The organism is Haloarchaeobius sp. HME9146 (assembly GCF_025399835.1).
Lineage (GTDB): Archaea > Halobacteriota > Halobacteria > Halobacteriales > Natrialbaceae > Haloarchaeobius.
In genome coordinates this window covers 3443407-3465642 of record NZ_JAODVR010000001.1, presented here as the reverse complement: position 1 = coordinate 3465642, position 22236 = coordinate 3443407, and the positions used below count along the sequence as shown (strand labels likewise).

Genomic DNA, 22236 nt, shown 5'->3' with positions numbered 1-22236 from the left:
GGGTCAGGCTTCGACGACGGCTTCTGCTCGTTCTCGCCCCGCTTCGAGCGCGTGTTTTGCTGCCATCCCGGCCTCATGAGCGGTCGCGCCGTGTCCTACCCCGACGCGCCAGTGAGTACCGGTCCGTTCCTGTACCCGGTCGATGGTCGTGCCGAACTCGGTGGTGCCCGCGGGACAGACCGCGATGGCGTTGTCGCCGCCGACGAAGAAGGTGAGCGCGCCGTGGCGCTCGTGCATTTCGTCGGCCAGCGCGTCACACCCGCGGCGGATGGTCCGGTGGGCCGAGTAGGCGTCGTCGCGGTCGGTGTAGGTCCCGGTCGCGTCCACCACGTCGAAGTGGGCGACGGTGAGGTCGCCGGTGTCCTCGCCGAACGAGCCGCGGAGGGCCTCACGGCGGTCGCCCTGGGCGCTCCCGGCGTCCTGCAGGGCAGCGGTCGCGTCCGCGATGGCGGTCGCGGGGGTCTCGTCGACCCCGACGCCACAGCTCAGGGTGACCGGGAACCGGTTCCGGACGCGGGTCTGGAGTCGTTCGTGCCCTTCGCGGTCGAGGCCGTTCGTCACCGCGAGCAGGTTGTCCCAGCGCGTCGGGAACACGTAGCCGTCGACGCTGTCGACGCCGGTCGCGAGCGTCGCGTAGATGCGGGACTGGAGGGTCTGGAGGTCCATCTCGCGCCGGGGGTGCGGCGTCGTCGTCCACGGGCCGTAGTCGTCCAGTTGAAACAGTGTCCACTGCATCTCAGGCCACCGCCTCCTGCCGGGCCACGTACTTTGCAACCGGGTCGGATTCGAGATTGACGCGGTCGCCTGGTTCGGTGTCGCCGAGGGTCGTTCGCTCGGCGGTCTCGGGAATCACGGTGATGGTCACGGTCTGCTCGGTCAACTCGGCGACAGTCAGGCTCACGCCGTCGACGGTGATGGGGCCCTCCGTGACGAGGTAGCCCGCGAAGCCGTCAGGAATCGCGAGTGTGTATCGCCACCCAGCGCCCGTCGACTCGACGGCCAGCACCTCGGTCGTCGTCTTGACGCAACCCCTGACGAGGTGGCCATCGAGCGCGTCGCCGGCGGCTACTGGGGATTCGAGGTTGACCGCGTCGCCCGGCTCCAGCGAACCGAGGGTGCTCTTCGCCAGCGTCGTCTCCGAGCAGAACGCTGTGAACCAGCCGTCGCCGACCCGGTCCGCAGTCAAACAGACACCCTGCACGCTCACGCTGTCACCCGGTTCTGGCGCGACGAAGCCGTTCGGCTCGATTCGCAATCGATACCCCTCCTGTTCGGGGTCGGCAGCGAGCACCGTCCCGGTGCCCGCGACGAGTCCTGTGTACACGACGACTCGGACTCGCCGCCGCCCTCAAAAATCTGTTATGGTTCTCAGTTCTGGAACGTATTCGGTCGTGCATGGCCAACTGGTTGCGGCGTGGTTTTATACAGCCCGGACGAGTTCTACCGACAATGAACCTCGAGTTGCGGTTCTTCGCGAACTTCCGTGAGGCGGTCGGTCAGAAGACCATCACGCGGGAGTACGACGACGAAGCCGCGACGGTCGAAACCGTGTTAACCGCGCTCGAAGCCGAGTTCGAGGGGCTCGACGGCGAACTCCTCGAGGACGGCGAGATACGGCCACAGCTCAGCGTCCTGAAGAACGGCCGTGACGTGGTCCACATGGAGGGGACGGCGACCGCGCTGGAAGACGGCGACACACTTTCTGTCTTCCCGCCGGTCGCGGGTGGATGATGGCCCGAGAACGCGCCTGGCGCGGTATCTCGAAGCGACTCGCCATCCACTACCTCACGAACCTCGGCGGTGAGCAGGCCGACGACGACACCGTGGTCGCCGACGACTGGCGAGCTACCCTGTCGAGTGACAAGGTCGGCATCGGCCCGACGCTCCAGATAACCGAGGTCACCGTCCGCTTCGAGGGCGACGACGACGTGCTCGACCCACTCATCGAGCGGTTCGCCCAGAAGGCCATGCGGGCCGGTGGCTGAGATGGACGGGTTCCCGATCGAGGGGCAGGTGCTACTGGTCACCGCCGCGAAGGCGAGCGTCCCGCCGAACCGACTCCCCGAGCTGGTCGACCTCGTCCAGGCCGACCTCCGGCTTCGCGTCGACGACTACCGCGTCAGCTACGAGTGTATCCACGACGACGACAAGTACGCCGCGTTCTTCGTCGAATCGGGTCACTGGAACGACATCGGCAGGCGGCTCGGTTTCGACCGGCGGGACTACGAGGCGGTCCAGCGGGCCCACACGGAACAGCTCATGCGACTCGGACGGGAGACCGACCGTCGCGAGGAGTTCGACGCCGCCCTCGACATCCGCGAGTGCGTCCTCATCGGGAAGGACTCGGAGGACCCGGCGACCGACGTCGCCGAGCAGCCGGTCACTCGACCCCGTCGTGAGCGTCGGTGACCTGGGCCACGAGCGTTTCCCGGTCGCTGGCGGTCGCGAGATGGGAGTCACAGTCACAGTCCGAACAGCCGAAGCCGGGAACCACGGTCTTGAGCTGGCTCGCGACGACGCACTCCACGTCGGCGTCGACCGTCCGAACGTCGGTCCGGAGCGTCACGTCGGGATGCCCGAGCAGGTAGTCGACGTGCCAGTGTCTGGTATCGCGCTCGCCCGCTGCCAGCTCGTGGTGCCGGTCGACCCGTGAGAACCCGCCCGGGCCGAACGCGCTCCCGGTGTAGGCGTACCATCCAGAATCGAAGTCGATGGGGCCGAGCGCGCCGACCTCGATGGTCGCGTCGCGGTCCAGTTCGAGGAGGAGGGTGTAGGTGCCAGCAGCCATCGGGAGTGCCTTCGGGATTGGCGAAGATGGCTCTCCCGGTTCGATGGTCGAACAAGCGATGGTCGGACCTGGCGACGGCTCAGAGATACTCGATGCCGTCGGCGGTGACGTGCACCTTCTCCCCGTCGAAGGTCGTCAGGGAGAACCCGTCGAACTCGTACGAGTCCGCGTAGGTCCGCGCCCGGTCGAGGAGATACGCCAGCGCGATGGCCTCGCCGAGCCGGTAGCCGGCCGTCGCGTCGGTCCGGTAGTGGATCCCCGCCCAGTTGCGGCCGATGGCGATGTTGTCCGCGAGCTTGTTCAACTCGTGGCCGACGGTGAGGGGGCCGTCGTACCACGGCAGGTCGTCAGTGTAGTCGAGGAGTTGCGTGCCGTCCGGGTCGGGGAAAATCGGGTTCGCAATCTCTGCGTCCTCGTTGAAAAACGCCTTCAACACGGTGACGCAGGCACCGGCGAACGTGGAGTGGCCGGCGGGATACGACGGGTGACACGGCGAGCCCTCGGGGAACGCCTGCGAGAGCAGGTAGCTCCCGTTGGCTTCCTCGGACGCCTCGAGTGCGTAGGAGTCGAGGACGGTCGAGGACAGGTGGTCGCTGTAGTCGACGTAGCCCTGCATGGTCGCGTTGACCGCCCCGCCGAGTGCTTCCGGACGCGGCCGCAGGTGGACGTCCCACTTCTGGACCCAGGCCGCGTGGAGCGCGGGGCGCGAGACGTCCGCCACCGCGGTCAGGACGTCACCGATACCGAAGTCGACGAACCCCTCCTCCGTACCGGTCTTGCCCAGCAGGTCGAACGCCAGCGCCGAGCCCTCCTTGACGTAGCCGTCGCCGAGCAGGATGAGCGCCGCGTTCATCGGGAGTTCGAAGATGGCGTCGAAGTGGACCGCGGTGGTCAACCCTCGCCCGTCGTGGATGTGCCGCCGGTCGTCCTGGTTCAGGGTGAACGCCTGGGGTGTCACGCCCTGCTGGACCGAGAGCCAGTCGGCCACGTCGGTCATGTAGTCCGCCTCGGGGGCGAGGAAGTACTTCTGGTCCTGAATCAGCCCTTCAGTCCGGGGGATGCCGTGGACCAGGAACTGCGAGACGTGCGGCCCGATGGTGCTGCCGGGTAGTGTCCCCCTGAACAGGTGCAGGTCCGGTGGGGCCTCGATGGGCACGGTCCCGTCGTCCGCAACCACCGGCGCCGGCCCGGTGAAGGAGTCGAGCATGGCCAGCTCCATCGCGGCGTGTTTCGCCGTCTCGTCGTCGCGGAAGTCGAGGAACGGGGTGTCTCGCAAGAGCGACTGCCAGTACAGTTCGACCATCTCCGCACCGGTCTCGTCGCTGGCGACGGACGGTGCGGGCGGGATGGTGACGTCGTACCAGTCGCGACCGACCAGCCCGTACGTCTTCGCCGCCCGTGGGTTCACCAGCCCGCGGTCCCCTACGACGTCGTCGGGGTGCAGCGTTCCAGTTCCCTCGATTTCGCCGATCATCCGTTCCACCGCGTCCGGGTTCGGATAGCCGAACACCGGCTCCCCGTCCTCCTCGACGATGTCGTGCTTCAGGCACTTCCCGTACACCGCCCACGAGCCCAGCTCGCGGTCGCCGTTGTTCAGCTGTGCCGGCGGTTGCGGCGGCATCACGTCGTCGTGGGCCGTCTGCTGGCGGAACTGGTAGACAGCAGTCAACCGCTGTTTCAGCGTGTTCTGCTCGATGGCGGTCGCGACGCCGGTTCCCCCGCCGCCCCCGACCGCACTCTGGTTCTTCTTGCCGTTCGATTTCCCCGGTTTCGCACCGACGACTCCGCCGAGGAGGCTCAACGCACCGAGCCCTGCCAGCACGGTGCGCCGCCCGACTCGCAGCGGCGTCGATTCGTTCCCCTCGCGTTTCGATGTACTCATGATTTCCTGTCGAGGCGGGCGATGGCCCGCCTACCTGTCACAGAAGATGCGAGGTTTGGATATAACAGAAACACAAGGTTACGGGACAGAAACGAACGGCGGCGCTGGTTCCAACGAAATTCTGAGAAGTGTCATATCTGCCCCGCGAGGGCGTCCGAACCGTTCAGGCCGGGACGACGCCGTCGGGCGTGATACGGACGGGCTCGCCGTCGAACGTGGTCAGCGTGAACCCGTCGAAGCCGTATCGCTCGTCGTACGTCTTGGCGCGGTCGACGAGGTAGCCGAACGCGACCGCCTCACCGAGGCGGTAGCCGTCGTCGGCGTCGGAGCGGTAGTGGATACCCGCCCAGTTGCGCCCGACGGCCATGTTGTCGGCGAGCTTGTGGAGTTCGCCGCGGACGGTGAGGTCGGGTCCGGATTCGGGGCTCGCGTCGGCGTACGGGACCGCCGCGTCCTCGTCGAAGTACGCCTTGAGGACGGTGACACAGGCTCCGGCGAGCACGGCGTGGCCAGCGGGATACGAGGGGTGCGTCGGCGAGCCCTCCGGGTACGCCTGCGAGAGCAGGTAGGTGCCGTACTCGTCGAACGACGCAGCCAGCGCGGCCGAGTCGAGCAGGGCCGCCGGGAGGCCGTAATCCGCGTCACCAGTCAACTGGTCGTGGACCCGCCCGCCGTACGTCTCGGGGCGGAGTCGTCGGTTCACCAGCCACTTCTGTACCCAGGTCGCGTGCAGGGCTGGGTGGCTCACCGCGACGACGGCGTCGAGCACGTCGGCCACGCCGAAGTCGACGAAGTAGCCCGACGTCGGCGAGGTCGGGAAGTTCGGCCCGAGCGGGACGCCGAGGCCGAGCAGGATGAGCGCGGCATCCTGGTAGGACTGGTAGACGTAGTCCCGGTGGACGTAGGTGGCGAGGTCGCGCCCCGTCTGGAGGGTGCGGTGGGTGGCCTCGTACTGGTCGCCCGAGTCGGGCGCTGCACCGCGCTGGATGGCCAGCCACGACTCCCAGTCGGTCATGTAGTCCGTGCCCTCCTTCGCGACCCGGTAGACCTGCGGCTGGGCCATGCCGTCGCCCCGAGGCACGTCGTGGTAGAAGAACTGCGAGAGGTGCGGGCCGACCTCGCTACCGGCGAGGCTGCCACGGAACAGCAGGTCCGTGGTCACGGTCCCGCTCCCGTCGGTCGGGCCGGGGTAGCCGGCGAGGGCCGAGAGTTCTGCGGCGGCGGCCTGCGCTCCCGGGTCGGTCGCGTAGTCGGCGAAGGCAACGTCCCGAAGCAACGACTGCCAGTAGAGTTCGACCATCTCGGCGGCCGTCTCGTCGCTGTCGAAGGCGGGGGCCGGCGGCATCGTCAGCGCGTGCGAGTCCGGCCCGGTGATGTCGTACGAGCCCGCAGCGGCCGGGTTCGCGAGTTTCCGGTCGGCTTCGGGTGCGAGCGGGACCGCGTCGAGCGACCCGTGCCCGTACAGCGCGTCGACCAGCGCGAGGTAGGCCGACTCGTCAGCGATACCCTGGTCGTCGTGCGGGAGCGTCTTGGTGAACATCGCGGCCGTCCCGAATCGCGCCTCGTCCTCGTTCTGGTTCCACGCGGGCGGCTTCCCCTGCAAGCAGTGGTCCCGCGCGGCGTTCGTCCGGAGCCGGTACGTCGACATCATCCGCTCGTGTTTCGACCCCGGCGTGTCGGTCGGTCGGTTCCCCCTGTTCGTCCCTCGGCCGTGTGGTGTCGCCGCCGCGGTGCCGACGGTGCTCAGTACGCCTGCTGCTCCGAGGCCGGCCAGTACGGTCCGGCGGAGCACTCCCTGTGAATCGTCTTCTGGTGAATGCATGGTCCCCCTTCGCGTGACGTCGTGGTGTCACGCCTACTGGACATACTCGATACAACAGATTACTTATGACTTGCATCGTGCCGACCGAACGACGGATTAGCCCGCCTCGTGGCGCCGTTGCTATTCAGCCGCGAACAGCCCGTTCTGCGGGGTTACCAGTCGGTAAGCTACCCTTACCGGCGTGGAATAGCCGAAAAAAGACGAATCGGTGGTGTGTCGTCGTCGCCTGCTCGGTCGTCTGCTCAGTCGTCTGCCGGTGCGGCCGAGTCGCCGGAGCTGACGCCGGTCCCCGGGCCGATGTCGATGCCGAGGTCGTCGAGCTTCTCGTCCGGGACGACGCCGTCGACCCAGCCGCGGTGCTCGTAGTACTCGGCCTTCATCTCCTCGAGCTCACAGTACTCGCCCTCGCTGGCTCCCTGGCCGCGGACGCCGTCCTCGAGGAAGCGCTCCGGCAGCGAGTCGTCGTCGCCGTCGAAGCCGACGAGGTTGTTGTAGTAGCGTTCGAGGTTGTAGATGCGCTCGCCGGCTTCGAGGAGGTCGTCCTCGGTCCACTCGAGGCCGGTGATGCCGTTCCACTGCAGGACGTACTCCTCGATGCCTTCCGCGAAGGCGTTGAACTTGCAGATGTCGAAGGAGTCCGAGATGCAGTGCAGGTCCTGGAAGGTCGCGGTGAGCTGGCCCTTGCCCTCCCACTCGTAGGGGTCGACCTTCTCGGGGACGCCCAGGATCTCGGCCGACGGCGTGTAGCCACGCAGGTGGCAGGCACCGCGGTTCGAGGTCGCGTAGCCGATGCCCATACCCTTCATGCAGCGCGGGTCGTAGGCCGGGATGGTCTCGCCCTTGACGGCCAGCGAGTTGTCGTGGGCGTCCATCTCCTCGGCGACGTGGTTCGCGCCGCCGGCGAGCAGGTCCGCGAGTTCGCCGTCGCGGTTCGCGATGTCGGTGATGAGGTCGATCATCGCCTCCTTGTCGCCCCACTCGACGCCTTCGCCGAGGTCGTCGAGCTTGCCCTCTTCGGTCATCTCCATCGCCATCGCGATCATGTTCCCGGTCTCGATGGTGTCGATGCCGTGCTGGTTGCAGAGGTCGATCATCACGGCGATGGAGTCGCGGTCGTCGTTCATCGAGTTCGGGCCGAGCGCGAACGCCGACTCGTACTCGTAGGACTCCCCGCGGACGTTCATGTCCTGGCCCTTGTGCGTGTAGGTGACCTCGACCTCCTTCTTACAGGCGACCGGGCAGGAGTGACACGTCGGTTCGTCCACGAGGATGTTCTCGCGGACGTTCTCGCCGGAGACCTTCTCGGAGTCGATGTTGGGCTCGCTCGGGTCCGCCTCGGCCTCGGAACTCGTCGAGGTGTACTTTCCGTTCCGCGTCGGCAGCCCGTCCATCTCCTCGGTGATGTTCATCAGGACGTTCGTCCCGTACATCGAGAGGCCGCCCTCGTTCGGGGCGGTCACGTCGGACTCCTGGATGGCCTGCATGGCCTGCTGGTGCCCCTTCTGGAAGGTGTCGGGGTCCTTCGGCTTGGGCATCTTCGTGCCCGACTTGATGAGGATGGCCTTGAGGTTCTTGTTGCCCATCACGCAGCCGGTGCCGCCGCGGCCCGAGGCGCGGTCGTCCTCGTTGACGATACAGGCGTAGCGGACCTCGTTCTCGCCACCGGCCCCGATGGCCATCATGGACATGTTCTTGCCGTAGCTGCCCTCGTGGCGCTCTTCGAGCGTGTCACGCGTCTCGTGGACGGTCTTGCCCCAGAGGTCGCTGGCGTCGTGGAGTTCGAGTTCGCCGTCCTCGATGACGGCGTACACCGGGTCGTCGGCCTGGCCCTCGAACAGGAGGCCGTCGAAGCCGGCCCACTTGAGGCGGGCGCCGGACCAGCCGCCGTGGTGGCTGTCCGTGACGGTGTTCGTCAGCGGTGATTTCGTACAGACCGCGATTCGCCCGCTCATCACCGTCTGTGTGCCCGTGAGTGGGCCGTTCATGAACGCGAGAAGGTTGTCCGGCCCGAGCGGGTCCACGTCTGCCCCTTGCTCGAACACGTACTTCACACCGAGGCCGCGGGCCCCGATGTACTTCTTGGCGTCTTCGTCGTCGATACCCTCGTAGTTCACATCTCCCGAGGACAGGTCGACCCGTGCGACGTGGTCCTGGAAGCCACCGATGTCTGTCATTGTAATCCCTAATCATTAGGTACGGACGGGACTCTGTTAGTCGTTGGCAAAGCGGGTGTAACTGGTTTCGGTTACCTCTCCGCAGGCAGGCGGTCCGCAAGCTCACCGGCGTACCGGTCCACGAAGCGGGTCACGGTCGGTCGGAAGTTCCGCGGTCGCATGGTTGCGAGGTCACCAGAGGGGCGGAGTCGGCTCTCCCAGCGAAGCACGGCAGCGAACTCGTTGCTGTCGACCGTCAGTCCGACCGTCCCGGTGAGGCCACCGTAGTCCCCGTCGCCGTCGACGTCGAACGTGATGCGCGGGTACGCCTGCTCGCTGACGGTCGCGGTCGCGTCGACGAGCGTCAGCGCCCGTTCGATGGCTGCCGGGTCGGCGATGGCGGCCCAGACCTCGTCCGGGGAGACCCGGACGAACCGGCGGCTCGCCACCACGGTGATGAACTCCCCCCGTGACCCTGCAGCCGTCGGCACGACCCGAGGTACGTGACAGACGAACATACAATCTCGCTTTCTTCCGCGACGGCGAGTTTTTATTCTCGGGGCGGCGAGTACCGGCATGAATCGCGGTTCGCGGGCAGCCGACCGCCCCTGGCTTCCGGTTCTGGCGTGGGCTGGCGTCGTCCTGGTCGCGTCGGTTATCGACCCACCGGGGAGCGGTGGTGGGGGAACAGCCGGTCTCCTCGCGTTCGACAAGGTGTTCCACGCGCTGGGATACGCGACGCTGGCCGTCCTCGTGGCACGGGCGGTCCGTCCCCGCGTCCTGCGTTCCGGTCTCCTCGTCGTCACCGGTGTCGCCCTGTTCGGCTTCGGCGTCGAGGTCGTCCAGTGGCCACTCCCGTTCCGGACGTTCAGCCTCGCCGATGCCGCGGTCAACGGGCTGGGAGCGATGGTCGGTGTCGCGGTGTGGGCTGGCTACACCTGGGGACAAAAGAGGGCGTCTCGCTGAGTCACCACGGGAGGTAGCGGGCGTACACCACCGTCGGGACGCGCTCGCCGCCGACCATGCCGGTTCGCTGCTCCCGGAGGCTGAACCCGCGTGCCTCGTAGAACGCACAGCCGATGTCGTTCGCTTCGGGCGTCGTGAGCACCAGCGCGGTCCGGTCGGCGGGCAGCGCCTCACCGATGGCGTCGAGCAGTCTGGTCCCGATACCCCGGCCCCAGTGGTCGGGGTGGACGTACAGCTCGACGAGTTCGGCCTCGTCGTCGCCGACGAACGAGGCGGTATCGGTCCAGTCGGCGTAGGCGTAGCCGACCACGTCCGCACCATCGCTCGCCACGACGAAGCCGGGGTGGTCCCGCACCACCTCGTACCGGGCACGGATGTAGGGCTCGCTGGCGGCCGCACCGCCCGTGGCGAGCACGCGGGGCGAGAACACGTCCGCGAAGGCGCTCGTCCACGCCGCGCGGTTCACGTCCTCGGCGGCCCAGATGTCGTCGACCGACTCGACGCCCCTGACATCGGGTGTCATCGGGAATCTGGAGGGGATAGGGGGAGATAGGCCTTCTCTGCTCGACCGACGAGAAAACCCGAATCGATTTTACGTCAGAGCGTACACTCCACCCTGTGAAGATGCGCGACCCGTCCGGGGCCGACGAGCCTGAGTTCCAGGCGGTCGTCGACGCCCTCGACGACGAGGACTGCCACGACATCATCGAATCGCTCACCGAGGCGATGACCGCGAGCGAGATCTCCGAGTCGTGTGACATCCCCCTGTCGACGACCTACCGGAAGCTCGACCTCCTCACGGAGGCGTCGCTCCTCAAGGAGGAGACGCAGCTCCGTTCGGACGGTCGCCACACCTCGATGTACCGGGTCGACTTCGAGAACGTTGCTATCATGCTCACGGACGAACACACACTCGACTTGCGGATCGAACGGCCGCCGGAGAAACCGGAAGAACGCCTCGCCTCGATGTGGAAGGAGGTGCGCAAGGAGACATGAGTCACATCACCCCACTCGTCGTCGCGTTCAAGACGCTCACGCTCGTGATGGGCGGGCTCATCACCTACCTCGCCGCGAAGGCGTACCGCCGGACAGGCTCCCCGGCGCTCCGGGCACTCGCGCTCGGGTTCGGTATCGTCACGGCCGGCGCGGCCATCGCTGGCGCACTGGACCAGCTGTTCGCCGGTGACCAGTCGACCGCGCTGGCCATCGAGAGTGCGCTCACCACCATCGGCTTCGGCGTCATCCTCTACTCGCTGTACGCCGACTAGTCGGTCCGGAACTCGAAGCGACACCCGCCGTTTTCGCTGTCGGTCACGGCGACCGACCAGCCGTGGGCGGTCGCGATCTCGGAGACGATACCGAGCCCGAACCCGGTCCCGCCCGTGGCGGTCGTGTACCCCATCTCCAGCACCGCCTCCTTCTGCTCGTCCGGGATGCCGGGCCCGTCGTCGGCGACGTAGAAGCCGTCCGGCGTCTTCCCGACCACGACCGTCGCGGCGTCGCCCGCGTGCTCTATCGTATTGCGAAAGAGGTTCTCGAACAGTTCTTCCAGTCGGTCGGCGTCCGCCTCCAGCGTCACGTCGTCGCCCACCGAGAGCGTCGCGTCGGCCGTCTCGACGTGTGACCAGGCCTCTCTGGCCGCGTCGCCGAGCGAGACCGGTTCGGTCTCGCCGACGATGTCGCCCTCGCGGGCGAGCGTGAGGAGTTCGTGTATCATCTGGTCCATCCGGTCGAGTTCGACCAGCACGTCGGGCAGGAGGGACGGGTCATCGCCGTCGTAGGCGGTCTCGGTGTAGCCCCTGGCGACGCTCAGGGGGTTGCGCAGGTCGTGGCTCACCACCGAGGCGAACGCGTCCAGGCGCTCGTTCTGGCGGGTGAGCCGGCGCTCGCGTGCCTTCATGTCGGCGATGTCGGTGTAGATGAAGTAGCCGGTCGGCTCGTCGTCCTCGGTCGAGATGGGGACGCTCCGGAGGAGGAACGGGCGTTCCCCGTCCTCGGTGAGGCGGACGACCTCCTGGTCGAGTCGCTTCCCACCGTCGACGGCCGCATACAGCGTCTCCGCCCCGTCCGACTCCGGGACGATGAGGTCCGCGACGGACTGCCCGACGGCCGTGTCGGGGTCGTAGCCGAACAGGCGGACGAACGCGGAGTTCACCCGGTCGATGTACGGTTCGCCGTCCACGAAGGTGTACTGGAGCGCCGCATCGGGCACGTTCTGGAACAGCGCGGCGAACCGGTCGCGTTCGCGGGTGACCATGTCCTCGAAGCGGACCCGTTCGAGTGCGTGCTCGACGCTCGCCACGAGGAGCTCCGCCAGCTCGCGGTCGGCCGCCGAGAACGCCCCATTGGTCGTCGAGATGGCCTGGAAGACGCCGTCGTCGCCGAGCGGGACCGAGAGGACCGCCCGGTAGTCCTCGGCGGTCGGTTTTGCGTCCGCGTCGGCCCGCACGTCGTCGACCAGCTGTGTCGTCCCCGTCTCGATGGTCCGGCCAGCGATGCCCTCCCCGGTCGCGTGGAAACTGGCGGGGTGGAGTCGGCGGGCCACGGTCGCGACCGGGCGGAGTTCGCCGTCCTCCGTCCGGCAGATGGAACAGGCGTCGAGGTCGAGGACGGTCCGGGCGACCGAGATGGCGTGCTCGTATATCTCGCTCTCGGCGTCGAGCGCGTCGAAGTCGGTCGTCCGTTCGAGGAGCACGTCGAGGCGCTGCTCGGTCGAGGTGACGGTGTCGCCGGTCGTCCCGGCGAGGACGGACTTGACGCGAGCCACGACGACGGCGTCCGGCGCGTCCGCTCGGACGACGTCGGTCGCGCCGTCCTCGATGACGGTGGCGGCGTCGGCCGACGTGGGGACGACCGCGATGACCGGGAGCGTCGCCGTCTGTCCCCTGATGGCGGGGACGGCGGCCGCGTCCACGACCGCGCAGTCGACGGCGCCGAGGTCGGCCGTCGTCGGGTCGGCGCTGCGGACGACGTCGTACGTCGCCGCGAGCGCGTCGCCGACCCGGCCGCCGCTGGTCAGAATCTTCGTCGAATCTGCCACTACGCTCTCAGATGATTCCGCGAGGGCTTGAGGATTACGGCGAGTCAGCGACCGCGTGAACTCACACGACGGGGTAGAACGGTGCGAGGTCGCCGGACCACGATAGCTCGCCGTCGCTGACGACGAGGTAGTCGGGGTCCCGGAGGATGGCCGTGAGTTCCATCGCGGAGACGGTGAACGGGCGTCGCCCGCTCAACAGCCGCTGGGAGACGCCCTCCACGTCGGGGTGCCACACGAGGCCGGCGATGGCACCGCCGGGTTCGCCCACGACCTCGAACGTCGCGTCGCCGTTGGCGGTGACGGTGAGCGGAATCGAACTCACGTTGTCGTCTTCGGGCAGCGCGTTGGTGCCGTCGCCGACGACGCGGAACGTCTCGCCGTCGCCGAACTCGCGGGCGATTCGAGTGGCGAGGTCGACGCCGTACCCCTTCGAGAGCAACTCGACGAGGGTCGTCGGAACCGCCGTCCCCTCGTCCGTCCGGACCACGCCAGCGACGCTTCCGCGGTCGACGAGGCCGGCCGCGAGTCCCGCGTCGGTCGGCCCGTCGAGGACGACGGTGCGTGCCTTCGAGACGAAGAGGTCCTCGACGGCGAGGGTGCCGTCGGCACAGTGGAACCCGGCGGTGGCGTCGCCGAGGAAGTGGACGAGGTCGGTCCGGGTCTCGAGGGCGTCCCTGAGCGCGACGCGGGTCGGCCCGACGAGCCGGGAGACGGTCGCGGCCGTCTCGTCGACGGCCGCCTCGTAGCGGTCGGCGACGGCATGGATGGCGGCGGCACGGTCGGCCGTACCGACCACGAGTATCGACGTCTCGCTGTCGCCCGCGGCGAGGTGTTCGAGGCGATGCTGATACGCCCGGGGGCGGGCCTCGAAGGCGTCCGGGTGGCTCCCCTCCCCGAGCCAGCCGACGATTCCCCGGCGGCGCTCCCGGGTCAGGTCGAGCGTGCCGGCCGCCGACGGGAGGTACACCCGCCCGAGGTAGGACATCGCGAACGGGAGCACCGGGACGTGTTCGGGCGCTGGCTCCGCGAACAGTACGTAGTTGCGTGACGGCAACCGGTCGTCGAGGGCGGCGACCTGCGGGTCGAGGGCGTGCGCCAGCCGCTCGGCGACCGACGCGTCGTAGGTCGCGGTGAGGTCGGTGTCGATGGCCGCCAGCAGGTCGAGTTCGACGAGGTCGCCCTGCGAATCCGGCCCCGCGGCCCGGATGATACAGTCGAGGTAGAACACCCGCTCGAAGAGGTCGGCGGCCTCGAACTGGAAGTCGGGCAGCGCCGAGAACTCGTGGGCGATGTCGACCGCGGGTGCCCGCAGCAGGGGGCGCTCTCGCCCGGACTCGACGCGGACCGTCGCCCCGAGGTAGTGCACCAGCGGGGTCGCCGGGAACAGCGGTGCCAGCGCGTCCGGGACGACGAGTTCGATGCCGGTCTCGGGCGTCGCCTCGCGGACCGCGTCGGGGACGTGGGTCTCGTCGCCGAGTTCGACCAGGGGTGGGTGTTCGCGCCAGCCCGGCAGCGTCCGGTCCGGTGTCATCCGGATGTGGGCGCTCGAGAGGTGCGTGAGCGCCGTCGCCACCCCGGTCGGTGTCGGCGGCACCGTCAGGGTGTGCTCCGGATAGTCGACCATGGTCCAGAAGCCCAGCGTGACCGCGGTCGGATGCTCGAACGTGAGTTCCGCCGTCCCGCCGGCCCGCCGACGCAGGGTCGCCGCGCCGTCGAACCGGATGTAGGCGGTCAACTCGCCGGAGAGCTTCACGGTGTACTCGCCGTCGGCGAGCTGTTGGACGGTCTTGTACTCGGGGAGCTTCTCGTAGCCGTCCCCATCGAGCGACACCTCGACGAGCACGTCGGGAACGGCGAGTTCGAGGACGCGCCCGGCCACCGTCGTGTCGAGTTCGATGGGGATCGACGGTCCGTCGGCTGGCTGGTCCCATCCGACGACGCCGAGCTCTATCGACCGGTTCGCCCGGTCGACGGCGCGGAGCGTCGCGTTCTCGACGGAAACGTCGACCATGGCCTCGGCTACGACGAAGGCGTGCTAAACTGTTGTGGGCGACCCCCACCGTGGCGGCCCGATTCTCATCCGCTTGGAACGGTCGAGACCCGTTTTTCCGTGGCGTGTATAGCACCGTCTGTATGTCGACGCAACGAGCATCACAGTCCGAGGAACCGCTCCCGACCGTCCTCATCGCGCTCGCCCTCACGGGCGTCGTCGCCGCCGGGTTCGTCCTTCTCGGTGGGACGCCAGAGGCCGGCTACGCCCCGCCCATCACGACGAACGTCGGGACGCTCTCGCTCGGTCTGCTCGCACCCCTGATCCTGCCGTTCGGGCTGCTGGTGGACGAACTGCGCGACCGGCACTGACGGTTGCCCCGGGCGACGACCCGACCCGAAGCCGATTTACGCGCCGACCCGCTGGTTTCTGCCAATGAGCAAGCCCACGCCCGAGGTCTACGAGAAGGGCAAGGGGATGGACGCGCACAACAAGGTGATGCGCGACATCCGCGCCAAGAAGGACAAGACGTACGACCCGCACGAGCCGACGCGGGTCTGGCTGGACGAGGACAACACGCCCAGTGGCGTCTACCAGTCGCTGACCATCATCCTCAACACGGGCGGCTGTCGCTGGGCCCGCGCCGGCGGCTGCACGATGTGTGGCTACGTCGCGGAATCGGTCGAGGGCGGCTCCGTCTCCCACGAGGCGCTGATGGACCAGATACAGGTCTGTCTCGACCACGAGGCCGAGGAAGCAGACGAGAAGTCGGGCCTCATCAAGATCTACACCTCCGGGTCGTTCCTCGACGAGCGCGAGGTCCCGGCCGAGACCCGCCAGGCCATCGCGGAGACGTTCGGCGACCGCGAGCGCATCGTCGTCGAGTCGCTCCCGGATTTCGTGACCGAGGCGAAACTCGACGAGTTCGTCGAGCAGGGTCTCGACACCGACGTGGCCGTCGGCCTCGAGACCGCCACCGACCGCGTCCGTCACGACTGCGTGAACAAGTACTTCGACTTCGCGGACTTCGAGGACGCCTGCGCCGAGGCCGTCGCCGCCGACGCCGGCGTGAAGGCCTATCTCCTGATGAAGCCGCCGTTCCTCTCGGAGCCGGAGGCACTCGAGGATATGCAGTCCTCGGTCCGGCGCTGTGCCGCCGTCGAGGGCTGTCACACCGTCTCGATGAACCCGTGTAACGTCCAGCGCTACACCATGGTCGACGACCTGTTCTTCCGCGGTGGCTACCGGCCGCCGTGGCTCTGGTCGGTCGCCAGGGTGCTCGAATCGACCGCCGACGAGGACGTCATCGTCGTCTCGGACCCGGTCGGCCACGGCTCCGAGCGCGGCCCGCACAACTGCGGCGAGTGCGACGACCGGGTGCAGAAAGCCATCAAGGACTTCGACCTGCGCCAGGACCCGACCGTCTTCGAGCAGGTCTCCTGCGAGTGCGAGGCGACGTGGGAGCACGTCCTCGAGAACGAGACGACGTTCAACATGCCGCTGGTCGAATAGGCGAGGAGTCGCGAGGACGGCTCAGTCGTCGGCCGGTTGCACGGTCTCGTCGGCGACCGCGAGCGGGACCGTCATGGTGACGACGGTCCCGCGCGGGTCGTTGTCCTCGAACGACAGCCAGCCGCCACACTGCGTGACCACCCAGTTGACCAGCCAGAGGCCGAGCCCGCTGGCGTGTCTGAGCTGCGTTATCTCCTGTTCTTCCGCGATGAGTGCGCGCTCTTCCTCCGGGATGCCGGGGCCGTTGTCGGCGACGGAGAGTCGCAGGAACTGGTCCGACCCCTCGTCCTGGAGCGCCGTGACGTGGACGTGTGGGTCGTCGGTGTCGTTGTGCTGGAGTGCGTTCTCGATGACGTGGTAGATGGCGGTCCGGAGCAGGTCGTCGGCGCGGACCGCGGCGTCCTCGGGGAGGTCGGTGGTGATGGTCGCCTGCGGGTACTCCCGGGTGAGCCGCGAGATGGCGGTCTGGACGCTCTCGTGGAGGTCGACCGGGCCGGTGGCCGTGTGGTCGCGGTCCAGCGTGCGCTCGACCGCCCGGGTCTTCTCGGCGAGGCTGACGAGGTCGTCCGCCCGGCTGAGGATGGTCTCGGCGTAGCCGACGGCGGTCGTCCCCTCGACCACGTCCGCGAGCATCTCGGCCGAGCCACGGATGATGTTCATCCCGTTGCGCAGGTCGTGTCGCAAGACGCGATTCAGTATCTCGACGCGCTTCTGGCGCTCCTTGCGCTCGGTGATGTCGGTGTAGACGCCGAACGTGCGGGGGTTCTTCGCGTCGAACTCGACCGGGACGACGGTCATCAGGAAGTCACGGAGACCGTCCGTCGTCCGACGTTTCACCTCCTGTTCGACCAGTTCACCGGCCTGCGAGCGCTCGTTGATGTAGTCCGACTCGGCGTGGCGGTCCGGCGGCACGATGAGGTCGTCGAGCGGCTCGCCCGCGATCTCTGCCTGCTTGTACCCGAAGACGCGCTCGAACGCCGCGTTCACCTCCTGGATGACGGGCTCGTCGTCCGTGTGATGGGCGTAGACCACCGGGTCGGGGACGTTCTCGAACAGGGCCGCGAACAGGTCGCGCTCGTTCAGCAGTTGCGCCTCGAACTGCAGTTGTTCGATGGCGTCGGCGACGTGGCTCGCCAGGAGTTCGGCGAGTTCGAGGTCGGACTCGTCGAACCCGGCGACCTCGTCAGAGACGGCCTGGAAGACGCCCTTGTCGTCGATGGGGACCGACAGCAGCGACCGGTAGGTCCGGTGCTCGGGCGTGGCCTCGTTGTCGCCCTGGATATCGTCGATGAGGAACGACCGGCCGGTGCGGTGTGTCTTGCCCGCGATGCCGTCGGAGACGTGCGAGCGCTTCTTGTAGCCCTGTGGCTCTATCTCGGAGGAGATGCCGGCCGAGACGAGGTACTCGCCCTCGACGCGGTCGACGCCACAGATGTCGAAATCGAGGATGCCCTCGGCCGCCTCGACGGTGAGGTCCCATATCTCGGCCTCAGTCTCGCAGTCGTCGAGGTCCGAGGCGACCCCGTGGAGGTTCTCTATCTTGCGTTTCTGCTCGACGAGTTCGTCCGCCATGCGTTTTCGTTCGGTGATGTCCCGGACCACGACGGCGGTGCCGTCGAAGCTCGACTCGTCGGGCAGGAGGGCGAGGGTGGCCTCGCAGGGGACGCGGTCCCCGTCCGCGGTCTGCACCTCGACCTCGAAGGTGGTCGAATCGCGGTCGTCGTCGTCGATGAGGTCGAGGAGTTCGGTCCGCCCCCGTTCGAGGTACTCGGCGTCGAGTATCTCCGAGGCGGGCATGTCGAGCAACGACTCGCGGTCGTAGCCGGTCAACTCGGTCATCGCGTCGTTGACTGTCCGGAAGTAGGCGTCCTCGTCGAGCGCGAAGACGGCGTCGCCGGCGGCCTCGACGATGGCCTGCTGGCGGCGGAGTTCCTCGCCCTGGGCGCTCCGGTCGAGAGCCGCCGTCGTGGTCGACGCGAGGATGCCGGCCAGGTGCGCCTCGGTCTGGTCGAACCCGTCGGGGCCCTCGTCGGCGAACGCGAGCACGCCGTGGTCGCCGAGCGGGACGACCAGCGTGCTCTGCATGCCCGAGTCCTCGGGAAGCAGCGTCCGCTCGTTGGCGCGTTCGTTGATGATGGTCGCTTCACCCGACGCGAACACCTCCCAGGTGAGGCTCTTGTCGCCGTCGAACTCGTCGGTATCGGCCAGCATGGCTTCGGCCTCGTCGGTAGTGGCTGCGGGGACCAGGACATCCTCGCACTCGTCGTACAGCAACACTGCCGTGTACGTCTGGTCGAGCACGCTGCGGGCGGCCTCGACCGCGAACTCGGCGACGCGCTCGCGTTCTTCGATGCGGATGAGTTCGCGCGACATCGCCTGGAGGTCCTCGACGGTCTCCCGGCGGCCGACCCGGTCGGTCACGTTCTGGACGAACGAGAGCGAGCCGACGATGTTCCCGTCCTCGTCGGTCAGGGACGTGTTGTACCACTCGCACGTGAGCCGGTCGCCGTCTTTCGTCACGTTCCCGTTGACGTTGACGTCGACGGCGGCCCGCGAGAGGTTCCGTTCGCACACCTCCCGGACGACTGCGCGTTCCTCCGGGGGGACGACCAGGTCGATGAGGTTCTCGCCGAGGGCTTCGGCGCGGGTGTGGCCGAACAGGTCGGTCGCACCATCGTTCCAGGCGGCGACGTTCCCGTCGGGATCGGACTCGACGATGGCGAGTGGTGCCTGCTCGTAGACGAGTTCGAGGCGGTCCCGGTCGACCGTGGCCGCCTCCGAGTCGAGTGCGGCAGCGAGTCGGGACTGCAGGGTGTCGACGCCGTCGCTGGCGGGCACGTAGGCGTCCATCCCGGCGGCGAGGGCGCGACCGGCAACCGTTTCGTCGCCCTCGGCGGTGTAGAGGAGGAACGGGACGGTGTCGGTGCCGTCGGAAAGCGCGTCGTAGAGGTCGAAGGCGTCGCCGTCGGGGAGCTGGTAGTCGCTGACGACGCAGTCGATTGCGCCATCGCTCGTTACAGCGTCGAGTGCGGTCGCGGTGTCCGCCGCGGTCACGACGCGTTCTGGGGGCGTGGGCAGCATCTGATTCGCCTCGTCCGGCGTGAAGCCGACGACGAGGACGCGTGTTCCACCATCCGTCATTCTCTGGCTCTGTCGGGGTAGCCCCACACCCCTGTTTCACCTCAACCCTATCCCTGCACACTCTTATATCTTTGAGCCATTACGGCTGCTGAGTTCGGCCCGGAAAAGTCGGAAATACTCGAGGAATAGGGTCGCTACGGGCGGTTCTGCGCTACTCCGCGACGGCTCTGGCGAACCCCCGAAGGAGGGGGCGACCGTCGATACCGCCGATGTCTTCCAGCGCCGCGCGCTCGGGATGGGGCATCAGGACGGCGACCGAGTCGTGCTCGCCGAGGATACCGGCGACGTTGTGCTTCGACCCGTTCGGGTTGGCGTCCTCGGTCAGTTCGCCGGTCTCGTCGCAGTAGCGAAAGAGGATTCGGTCCTCGGTCTCCAGCTGGGTGAGACGGTCCTCGTCGACCTCGTAGCGGCCCTCACCGTGGGCGATGGGCAACTGGATGACCTCGCCTTCCTCGTACCCCTCGGTCCAGGGGGTGTCCGCGCGCTCGACGCGGAGATAGACGTGTTCGCACTGGAAGCGGGCGCTCGCGTTCGTGGTAAACGCGCCCTCGGTGAGCCCGGACTCACAGCCCACCTGCGCGCCGTTGCAGACGCCGAGGACGGGCACGCCATCGCTGGCGAGTTCGCGGACCTCGTTCATCACGGGGGAGCGGGCCGCCATCGCGCCGGCACGGAGATAGTCCCCGTAGGAGAAGCCACCGGGGAGCATGATGCCCGTCGTGTCCTCGGGGAGGCCGTCCTCGTGCCAGACGATCTCGGCGTCGATATCGAGGTCGGTGAGCGCGCCCAGGGCGTCGCGGTCGCAGTTCGAGCCGCCGAAGCGGATGATGGCGACGGTCATCCCTGCTCGGCGACCTCCACGTCGTAGTCGTGGATGGTCGGGTTGGCGAGCAGTCGCTCGGCCATCTCCGAGGCGCGTTCGCGGGCGTCCTCGTCGGTTTCGGCGTCCAGGTCCACCTCGAAGCGGTCGGCCGACCGGAGGTCCTGCAGGTCGAAGCCGAGGCGTTCGAGCGCGCGCTTGGTCGTCTCGGCCTCGGGGTCGAGCACCCCCTGCTTGAGTCGGACGGTCACCGTGGCGGTGTAGCCAGTCATCGGTCGATGGTGCGTGGTCATGCATGATAGGGGTTTTGGAAGCGCCCGGATGGACACGAACGTGGATACTACTCGCGGGCGACCTGGCGTGTTCGGCACGTGGGTTATGCTCTCTCGGTGCCACTATAGGGTATGAAGCGTCGCATCCTCTACGCCGGAGCCGGGTTCCTCGCGGGTGTGCTGGGCCTGTGGACGGCCTGGGGCCTCTACGTCGACTACACGACCGAACGAGTCCAGTACGACCGCGTCGCCCACTTCGACGGTATCGAGCTCCGCCGGTACCCCGCGACCATCGCGGTCAGTACGACCGCGAGTTCCGGCGACGAGGCGTTCCGCCGGCTGTTCCGGTACATCTCCGGGAACAACACGCTGGGCGAGAAGGTGTCGATGACCACCCCCGTCGCGATGGAGGGCGAGACCATCCCGATGACCGCCCCCGTCACGTCGAGCCAGGTCCCCGAGGGCGTCACCATGTCGTTCTACCTGCCCGCAGACTACGACTACGAGGACGCCCCGGAGCCGCTGGACGACCTCGTGTCGCTCGAACTCGTCGGCCCGCGCAACCTCGCGGTGCTCTCGTTCTCGGGCTGGGCGAGTTCGAAGACGGTCGACGCGAAGGAGGACGAACTGCTCCGGACCCTGGAGAGCCACGGCATCGAACCCACCGGCGAGCCGTTCTTCATGGGCTACGACGACCCGTGGACGCCGCCGTTCATGCGGGAGAACGAGGTCGCGGTCTCCATCTCCTGAGGCCGGGCGTAACCTTCGCACGGATACGAAGTCTTTTGCCCCCCAGTCGCCTGAGCCTATCGTGATGTCTCTTTCGAGCAGCATCAGGAGGTGGTGTCGATGACGACTGACTTGACCGAAATTACGGTCATCGGAGGAGACAAGACTGGACTCATCGCACGCGTCACCTCGTTGCTGTTCGAGCGCGGAATCAACATCGAGGACCTCGACCAGGCGGTCCGGGACGATATCTTCCGGATGACCATGCACGTCGATACGACGGACATGGTCTGCAAGCCCGAGACCCTGCGCGACGACCTCCACGACCTGGGGGACGACCTCGGCGTGGACGTGCAGGTCCGGTTCCCGAGCGACCGGGAGACCCAGCAGATCGCCGTCCTCGCCACGCAGGAGAGCCACTGTCTCGAGCGCCTGTTCCAGGCGTGGGCCAGCGGCGACCTCGGCGCGGACATCTCGGTCGTTATCGCCAACCACGACGACCTCGAGCCCCTCGCCCAGAAGTACGAGATTCCGTTCCACGACGTCGGTGACGAGAAAGGGACGCCCGACGAGGAGGAGATACTGGACCTGCTCGCGGAGTACGACGCGGACCTCATCGTCCTCGCACGCTACATGCGCATCCTCAGCCCGGACGTCGTCTTCCGGTACGAGGACCGCATCATCAACATCCACCCGAGCCTGCTCCCGGCGTTCCCGGGCGCGAAGGCCTACCGGCAGGCACTGGAGGAGGGCGTCCGCATCGCGGGCGTCACCGCGCACTACGTGACGACGGACCTCGACCAGGGGCCCATCATCACCCAGCGCGCGTTCGACGTCCCCGACGACGCGAGCATCGGCGACCTCAAGGAGCGCGGCCAGCCCCTCGAGGCCGAGGCGCTCCTCGAGGCGGTCCGCCTGCACCTCAACGGAGACGTGTCGGTCCACCGCGGCCGGACCCGGCTCCGCGAGGCGCACGAGAACTCCTACCAGCTGGGCCTCTCGACGGCGGCCCGCGACGCGAACCCGGACCGGCCGGTCGACGGTCTCGGTGACATCGTCGCCGGTGACGGCGGCGCATCCGACGACTAGGCGGTCCCGGCGGACTTCTCTGTGTTCGGCCT

23 protein-coding genes are annotated in these 22236 nt (G+C 67.8%); 10 read left to right on the top strand and 13 right to left on the bottom strand.

The genetic code is table 11. The features are described from left to right. Positions 1–3 precede the first annotated feature (3 nt). Positions 4–735, bottom strand: a complete 732-nt coding sequence (locus tag N6C22_RS17865; protein WP_261652492.1) for a GTP cyclohydrolase IIa — start codon at positions 733–735, stop codon at positions 4–6. A 1-nt stretch (position 736) separates the two neighbouring features. After that, positions 737–1324 (bottom strand): riboflavin synthase, encoded by a 588-nt coding sequence (locus N6C22_RS17860; protein ID WP_261652491.1) that lies wholly within the window; start codon positions 1322–1324, stop codon positions 737–739. Positions 1325–1449: 125 nt separating this feature from the next. Here N6C22_RS17860 and N6C22_RS17855 point away from each other — a divergent pair, with 125 nt between their 5' ends. The 3 genes from N6C22_RS17855 to N6C22_RS17845 are packed head-to-tail and all read left to right on the top strand — an operon-like array spanning position 1450 to position 2409. Beyond that, positions 1450–1731 (top strand): ubiquitin-like small modifier protein 1, encoded by a 282-nt coding sequence (locus N6C22_RS17855; RefSeq protein ID WP_261652490.1) that lies wholly within the window; start codon positions 1450–1452, stop codon positions 1729–1731. Beyond that, the gene (locus N6C22_RS17850) at positions 1728–1985 is read left to right on the top strand and encodes a hypothetical protein (protein WP_369684427.1); all 258 of its coding nucleotides are present in this window, start codon (positions 1728–1730) and stop codon (positions 1983–1985) included. Before N6C22_RS17855 ends, N6C22_RS17850 begins: the two co-directional genes overlap by 4 nt. Before the next feature lies 1 nt (position 1986). Next, positions 1987–2409 (top strand): hypothetical protein, encoded by a 423-nt coding sequence (locus N6C22_RS17845; protein ID WP_261652488.1) that lies wholly within the window; start codon positions 1987–1989, stop codon positions 2407–2409. On the opposite strand, the gene N6C22_RS17840 is transcribed toward N6C22_RS17845, so the two are convergent. The 5 genes from N6C22_RS17840 to N6C22_RS17820 form a co-directional block, all read right to left on the bottom strand. After that, the gene (locus N6C22_RS17840; RefSeq protein WP_261652487.1) at positions 2381–2788 is read right to left on the bottom strand and encodes a DUF123 domain-containing protein; all 408 of its coding nucleotides are present in this window, start codon (positions 2786–2788) and stop codon (positions 2381–2383) included. The genes N6C22_RS17845 and N6C22_RS17840 overlap by 29 nt on opposite strands. A gap of 79 nt (positions 2789–2867) precedes the next feature. Further along, the gene (locus N6C22_RS17835; RefSeq protein ID WP_261652486.1) at positions 2868–4670 is read right to left on the bottom strand and encodes a vanadium-dependent haloperoxidase; all 1803 of its coding nucleotides are present in this window, start codon (positions 4668–4670) and stop codon (positions 2868–2870) included. 163 nt (positions 4671–4833) lie between these two features. Next, positions 4834–6492 carry a vanadium-dependent haloperoxidase gene (locus N6C22_RS17830; protein ID WP_261652485.1) on the bottom strand — a complete coding sequence of 553 codons (1659 nt, stop codon included), beginning with the start codon at positions 6490–6492 and terminating at the stop codon, positions 4834–4836. 242 nt (positions 6493–6734) lie between these two features. Next, positions 6735–8666 (bottom strand): aldehyde ferredoxin oxidoreductase family protein, encoded by a 1932-nt coding sequence (locus N6C22_RS17825; RefSeq protein ID WP_261652484.1) that lies wholly within the window; start codon positions 8664–8666, stop codon positions 6735–6737. 71 nt (positions 8667–8737) lie between these two features. Beyond that, complete coding sequence (locus N6C22_RS17820) at positions 8738–9136, bottom strand: hypothetical protein (protein ID WP_261652483.1); 399 nt, start codon at positions 9134–9136, stop codon at positions 8738–8740. Between the two features lie 85 nt (positions 9137–9221). Between N6C22_RS17820 and N6C22_RS17815 the strand changes: the two genes are divergently transcribed. Continuing rightward, positions 9222–9611: a VanZ family protein gene (locus N6C22_RS17815; protein WP_261652482.1), complete on the top strand. Its 390-nt coding sequence runs from the start codon at positions 9222–9224 to the stop codon at positions 9609–9611. Position 9612: 1 nt separating this feature from the next. On the opposite strand, the gene N6C22_RS17810 is transcribed toward N6C22_RS17815, so the two are convergent. After that, positions 9613–10134: a GNAT family N-acetyltransferase gene (locus N6C22_RS17810; RefSeq protein ID WP_261652481.1), complete on the bottom strand. Its 522-nt coding sequence runs from the start codon at positions 10132–10134 to the stop codon at positions 9613–9615. Positions 10135–10235: 101 nt separating this feature from the next. Here N6C22_RS17810 and N6C22_RS17805 point away from each other — a divergent pair, with 101 nt between their 5' ends. Together N6C22_RS17805 and N6C22_RS17800 are read left to right on the top strand one after the other, a co-directional pair. Further along, positions 10236–10607: a helix-turn-helix domain-containing protein gene (locus N6C22_RS17805; protein ID WP_261652480.1), complete on the top strand. Its 372-nt coding sequence runs from the start codon at positions 10236–10238 to the stop codon at positions 10605–10607. Next, the gene (locus N6C22_RS17800; RefSeq protein WP_261652479.1) at positions 10604–10879 is read left to right on the top strand and encodes a hypothetical protein; all 276 of its coding nucleotides are present in this window, start codon (positions 10604–10606) and stop codon (positions 10877–10879) included. The genes N6C22_RS17805 and N6C22_RS17800 overlap by 4 nt, the downstream gene beginning before the upstream one ends. On the opposite strand, the gene N6C22_RS17795 is transcribed toward N6C22_RS17800, so the two are convergent. Together N6C22_RS17795 and N6C22_RS17790 are read right to left on the bottom strand one after the other, a co-directional pair. After that, positions 10876–12651 (bottom strand): ATP-binding protein, encoded by a 1776-nt coding sequence (locus tag N6C22_RS17795; RefSeq protein ID WP_261652478.1) that lies wholly within the window; start codon positions 12649–12651, stop codon positions 10876–10878. The genes N6C22_RS17800 and N6C22_RS17795 overlap by 4 nt on opposite strands. A 61-nt stretch (positions 12652–12712) precedes the next feature. Continuing rightward, a complete protein-coding gene (locus N6C22_RS17790) occupies positions 12713–14662 on the bottom strand; it encodes a hypothetical protein (protein WP_261652477.1) in 1950 nt (649 codons plus the stop codon). A 122-nt stretch (positions 14663–14784) separates the two neighbouring features. On the opposite strand from N6C22_RS17790, the gene N6C22_RS17785 reads away from it, so the two are divergent. Both N6C22_RS17785 and N6C22_RS17780 read left to right on the top strand, forming a co-directional pair. Continuing rightward, entirely contained in the window at positions 14785–15012 is a 228-nt protein-coding gene (locus tag N6C22_RS17785) for a hypothetical protein (RefSeq protein WP_261652476.1), read from the top strand. A 64-nt stretch (positions 15013–15076) separates the two neighbouring features. Then, positions 15077–16153 (top strand): archaeosine biosynthesis radical SAM protein RaSEA, encoded by a 1077-nt coding sequence (locus N6C22_RS17780; RefSeq protein WP_261652475.1) that lies wholly within the window; start codon positions 15077–15079, stop codon positions 16151–16153. A 21-nt stretch (positions 16154–16174) separates the two neighbouring features. Here the strand turns inward: N6C22_RS17780 and N6C22_RS17775 are convergent, their stop codons facing one another. From N6C22_RS17775 to purS, 3 genes are all read right to left on the bottom strand, one after another. Further along, positions 16175–19294: a PAS domain S-box protein gene (locus N6C22_RS17775; protein ID WP_261652474.1), complete on the bottom strand. Its 3120-nt coding sequence runs from the start codon at positions 19292–19294 to the stop codon at positions 16175–16177. Between the two features lie 151 nt (positions 19295–19445). Beyond that, on the bottom strand, positions 19446–20135 hold the full coding sequence (gene purQ / locus N6C22_RS17770) for a phosphoribosylformylglycinamidine synthase I (RefSeq protein ID WP_261652473.1): 690 nt from the start codon (positions 20133–20135) through the stop codon (positions 19446–19448). Continuing rightward, positions 20132–20386, bottom strand: coding sequence for a phosphoribosylformylglycinamidine synthase subunit PurS (gene purS, locus N6C22_RS17765; RefSeq protein WP_261652472.1), 255 nt, complete (start codon positions 20384–20386; stop codon positions 20132–20134). The genes purQ and purS overlap by 4 nt, the downstream gene beginning before the upstream one ends. A gap of 132 nt (positions 20387–20518) precedes the next feature. On the opposite strand from purS, the gene N6C22_RS17760 reads away from it, so the two are divergent. Next, positions 20519–21136, top strand: coding sequence for a heme-binding protein (locus N6C22_RS17760; protein ID WP_261652471.1), 618 nt, complete (start codon positions 20519–20521; stop codon positions 21134–21136). 99 nt (positions 21137–21235) lie between these two features. After that, positions 21236–22204, top strand: a complete 969-nt coding sequence (locus N6C22_RS17755) for a formyltetrahydrofolate deformylase (protein WP_303647625.1) — start codon at positions 21236–21238, stop codon at positions 22202–22204. The last annotated feature ends 32 nt before the right edge of the window (positions 22205–22236 follow it).

What these genes read in the sequence shown, in the direction of transcription:
- N6C22_RS17865 (WP_261652492.1), bottom strand. Translation starts at nt 735, where the DNA reads ATGCAGTGGACACTGTTTCAACTGGACGACTACGGCCCGTGGACGACG.
- N6C22_RS17855 (WP_261652490.1), top strand. Translation starts at nt 1,450, where the DNA reads ATGAACCTCGAGTTGCGGTTCTTCGCGAACTTCCGTGAGGCGGTCGGT.
- N6C22_RS17850 (WP_369684427.1), top strand. Translation starts at nt 1,728, where the DNA reads ATGATGGCCCGAGAACGCGCCTGGCGCGGTATCTCGAAGCGACTCGCC.
- N6C22_RS17845 (WP_261652488.1), top strand. Translation starts at nt 1,987, where the DNA reads ATGGACGGGTTCCCGATCGAGGGGCAGGTGCTACTGGTCACCGCCGCG.
- N6C22_RS17840 (WP_261652487.1), bottom strand. Translation starts at nt 2,788, where the DNA reads ATGGCTGCTGGCACCTACACCCTCCTCCTCGAACTGGACCGCGACGCG.
- N6C22_RS17835 (WP_261652486.1), bottom strand. Translation starts at nt 4,670, where the DNA reads ATGAGTACATCGAAACGCGAGGGGAACGAATCGACGCCGCTGCGAGTC.
- N6C22_RS17830 (WP_261652485.1), bottom strand. Translation starts at nt 6,492, where the DNA reads ATGCATTCACCAGAAGACGATTCACAGGGAGTGCTCCGCCGGACCGTA.
- N6C22_RS17825 (WP_261652484.1), bottom strand. Translation starts at nt 8,666, where the DNA reads ATGACAGACATCGGTGGCTTCCAGGACCACGTCGCACGGGTCGACCTG.
- N6C22_RS17815 (WP_261652482.1), top strand. Translation starts at nt 9,222, where the DNA reads ATGAATCGCGGTTCGCGGGCAGCCGACCGCCCCTGGCTTCCGGTTCTG.
- N6C22_RS17810 (WP_261652481.1), bottom strand. Translation starts at nt 10,134, where the DNA reads ATGACACCCGATGTCAGGGGCGTCGAGTCGGTCGACGACATCTGGGCC.
- N6C22_RS17805 (WP_261652480.1), top strand. Translation starts at nt 10,236, where the DNA reads ATGCGCGACCCGTCCGGGGCCGACGAGCCTGAGTTCCAGGCGGTCGTC.
- N6C22_RS17800 (WP_261652479.1), top strand. Translation starts at nt 10,604, where the DNA reads ATGAGTCACATCACCCCACTCGTCGTCGCGTTCAAGACGCTCACGCTC.
- N6C22_RS17790 (WP_261652477.1), bottom strand. Translation starts at nt 14,662, where the DNA reads ATGGTCGACGTTTCCGTCGAGAACGCGACGCTCCGCGCCGTCGACCGG.
- N6C22_RS17785 (WP_261652476.1), top strand. Translation starts at nt 14,785, where the DNA reads ATGTCGACGCAACGAGCATCACAGTCCGAGGAACCGCTCCCGACCGTC.
- N6C22_RS17780 (WP_261652475.1), top strand. Translation starts at nt 15,077, where the DNA reads ATGAGCAAGCCCACGCCCGAGGTCTACGAGAAGGGCAAGGGGATGGAC.
- N6C22_RS17775 (WP_261652474.1), bottom strand. Translation starts at nt 19,294, where the DNA reads ATGACGGATGGTGGAACACGCGTCCTCGTCGTCGGCTTCACGCCGGAC.
- purQ (WP_261652473.1), bottom strand. Translation starts at nt 20,135, where the DNA reads ATGACCGTCGCCATCATCCGCTTCGGCGGCTCGAACTGCGACCGCGAC.
- purS (WP_261652472.1), bottom strand. Translation starts at nt 20,386, where the DNA reads ATGACTGGCTACACCGCCACGGTGACCGTCCGACTCAAGCAGGGGGTG.
- N6C22_RS17760 (WP_261652471.1), top strand. Translation starts at nt 20,519, where the DNA reads ATGAAGCGTCGCATCCTCTACGCCGGAGCCGGGTTCCTCGCGGGTGTG.
- N6C22_RS17755 (WP_303647625.1), top strand. Translation starts at nt 21,236, where the DNA reads ATGACGACTGACTTGACCGAAATTACGGTCATCGGAGGAGACAAGACT.